The sequence below is a fragment of the Cytobacillus sp. Hm23 genome (assembly GCF_051842895.1).
Classification (GTDB): domain Bacteria; phylum Bacillota; class Bacilli; order Bacillales; family SM2101; genus Nanhaiella.
The window spans coordinates 1-2,993 of record NZ_JBPXRQ010000087.1 but is presented as its reverse complement, the minus strand read 5'-3'; the positions used below and the strand labels follow the sequence as shown (position 1 = coordinate 2,993).

Genomic DNA, 2,993 nt, shown 5'->3' with positions numbered 1-2,993 from the left:
AATAAATACAGATATCAATGGAATTTAAAGAAGATGACCCCTGTTCAATACAGAGATCACCTTCTTAATGTAGCCTAGGCTTTTTTTAAAACTGTCCTTTACAAAGGGTACACTTTATAAAAAAGGGGGGTTTTTTATGTATGATTTTTTCGTAAACTTCGTGTGTATTACATAGTACAAATAGCAACAATCAATGCGAAAACACCCTTTATGCAACAACTTCCCACTTCAAATAAGTAACAAAAGCAAGCTCAGTAAAAATGATGAAAAATAATTTTTTCACTTGCACATAGTGAAAATTCAAGTGTGCATAAAATATGAGAGTAATGAGACGTTTTATCAACCCCAGACAGAAGACCTCCACTTCAAACCAAAACAATGCGAAGCGAGTGAAGGTTAAGTGGGTGATGAATGGTGGTTGGCGTAAGCCAAAACTCACTTCTAATATGGTATAATTAACCTAATTAATAGATAAGTGAGGTGAAGAAAATACTAGTCAACAAAGCCTATAAATTTCGTATCTACCTCACTAAAGAACAAGAAATATTAATTGCTAAAACCATTAGTTATAGTCGTTTTGTGTTCAATCATTTTTTAGCTGCATGGAATGAAACATACAAACAGACTGGAAAAGGTTTAACATACGGCGCTTGTTCTACGGAGTTAACAAAGTTGAAAAAGGATTTGCAATGGCTTAAAGAAGTTGATAGCATTTCACTACAATCCTCACTACGCAACCTTTCGGATGCTTTTAACCGTTTTTTCAAAAAGCAACATAACATCCCTAGATTCAAATCTAAAAAGAATAAAGTCCAATCGTACACAACCAAATATACAAATGGAACATTGCCATTGTCGATAACAAAATTAAATTACCTAAACTTAGACTTGTTAAGTTTGCAAAAAGTCGAGATGTTGACGGTCGTATTATCAATGCGACGATTAGACCTAATCCGAGTGGGAAATACTTTGTCTCTCTTCTTGCAGAAGTTGAAGTTCAGTCTTTAGAAAAAACAAACTCAGCCATTGGCGTTGATATGGGACTTAAACAGTTTGCTATTCTTTCAGACGGAACAGAATATTCAAACCCTAAATTCTTTCGAACTCTAGAAGAAAAGTTAGCAAATGCTCAACGTATTCTCTCAAGACGCACAAAAGGTGGGTCTAATTGGAATAAACAACGGATTAAAGTAGCTCGTCTGCAAGAAAAAATTTCAAATGCTAGAAACGACTACTTGCAAAAAATATCTACTGATATTGTCAAAAGCTACGACATTATTGGCATTGAAGATTTGCAAGTCAGCAATATGCTTAAAAATGATAATCTAGCAAAAGCAATTAGTGAAGTGTCTTGGGGGAAATTTCGTACAATGCTTGAATACAAAGCGAAATGGTATGGTAAACAAGTCATCGTAGTATCTAAAACATTCGCTTCAAGTCAACTTTGCTCTAGTTGTGGTTTCAAAAACAAAGACGTTAAGAATCTAAACTTACGTGTATGGGATTGCCCATCATGCGGAACCCATCACGATAGAGATATTAACGCAGGACAAAATCTAAGAAACGAAGCAATTCGTCTCTTAACCGTAGGAACTACGGGGATAGCCTAATCAATTAGAAGCCGTTAGGTTTCCGTACTTAGGAATCCCCCACTTCAATCATGACCGTAAGTTCTGATAAGTGGTGGGTAGTTAAAAGAATTAATATTTTGAAAATATCAAAAAATAGATTAAAATATGGGTATAATCAATAATGAGTATGCTCATATTTTATGAATAGTAAATAAATGTGTTGTTACAGAACTATTTGATAGGTTTTTATCGTTATTCGCTTTTTGTGAAATATAAATATAGTTCTTCTTAAATTGATGAAATTGTTGGAGGTGGAGGTGGTGGAGAAAGTTTTAGTTGCTGGAGCAACTGGTTTTTTAGGACGTCACGTAGTAAAGGCTTTAAAAAAAGAAGGTTATCATGTAAGTGTCGTAGTTAGGAATAAAGATAAACTGAAACGACGAGGTAATTATATGGAACCAGCAATTGATAAAGAAGTGGATCGTGTTATAACCGCTGAGATTACGAAGCCAATTACTCTTGAAGGGGTCTGTGAAGGAATAGATTATGTTTTTTCTTCAGTTGGTATTACAAGGCAAAGGGATGGTTTAACATTTCACGAAGTTGATTATGAAGGCAATACTAATTTATTGAGGGAAGCAGAAAAAAGCAATGTGAAAAAATTTATGTATATTCACGTACTCCGTGGTGATGTTTTTGAAGGACCTATGACAGAAGCGAAAGAAAAGTTTGCTAAAGAGTTAATCAGTTCTAAATTGGTGCATTTAGTTATTAGGCCAACAGGTTATTTTTCTGATATGACTGAATTCCTCAATTTAGCTATAAAAGGTAGAGCTTTTTTAATTGGTAAGGGAATTAATAAATTGAATCCTATTCACGGGGAAGACTTGGCAAAATTTTGTGTGGAATCTTTTAAACTATATTCTAATGAGGTTTTGGATGTAGGGGGACCTGAGATACTAACTCATCAACAAATTGCTAAAATGGCTTTTAAAGTTATAGGAGACAAAGAAAAGATAACTTACTTACCAACAGTATTATTTCCACCCATGTTAAAAGTTTATAAAATGATAAATAAGCAACAATACGGTATATTTTTATTTTTTTATCAAGGAATGACTCAAAATATGATCGCTCCTAAATATGGTTCCTTGTCGTTGGAAGATTTTTTTGTACAATATTTGAACAAAAAAATTGCGACGCATTCCCCTTCAAAATCTATTTGATTTAGTGGGGGTTAGTCGCTAAGGTCTTCATTCACCTTGTTCTTCAATGTATTTTTTTATTATGTCAATGGTAGCTTCTCCTGTAGTTAAAACCATATAACTACGGTTCCAAAAATAAGGTTTCCAATAGTATTTCGAAAGTTCCTTTTGGAACTCTTTTCTTATATATCTTGATGTTACAGTTTTATAGCTATTT

The 2,993-nt window shown here is 33.6% G+C and carries 3 protein-coding genes and 1 pseudogene; 2 read left to right on the top strand and 2 right to left on the bottom strand.

Translation table 11 applies throughout. The features are described 5' to 3' along the window. Window positions 1-208: 208 nt before the first annotated feature. Window positions 209-343 (bottom strand): hypothetical protein, encoded by a 135-nt coding sequence (locus tag ACSVDA_RS24650; RefSeq protein ID WP_485887048.1) that lies wholly within the window; start codon window positions 341-343, stop codon window positions 209-211. A 146-nt stretch (window positions 344-489) separates the two neighbouring features. Between ACSVDA_RS24650 and tnpB the strand changes: the two are divergent. Beyond that, window positions 490-1,610: pseudogene (gene tnpB, locus ACSVDA_RS24645) on the top strand (IS200/IS605 family element RNA-guided endonuclease TnpB). Window positions 1,611-1,891: 281 nt separating this feature from the next. Further along, entirely contained in the window at window positions 1,892-2,797 is a 906-nt protein-coding gene (locus tag ACSVDA_RS24640; protein ID WP_485887046.1) for an SDR family oxidoreductase, read from the top strand. 27 nt (window positions 2,798-2,824) lie between these two features. Here ACSVDA_RS24640 and ACSVDA_RS24635 read toward each other — a convergent pair. After that, window positions 2,825-2,993, bottom strand: a 169-nt coding sequence (locus ACSVDA_RS24635) for a transposase (RefSeq protein ID WP_485887050.1), incomplete at its 5' end; no start/stop codon positions are given.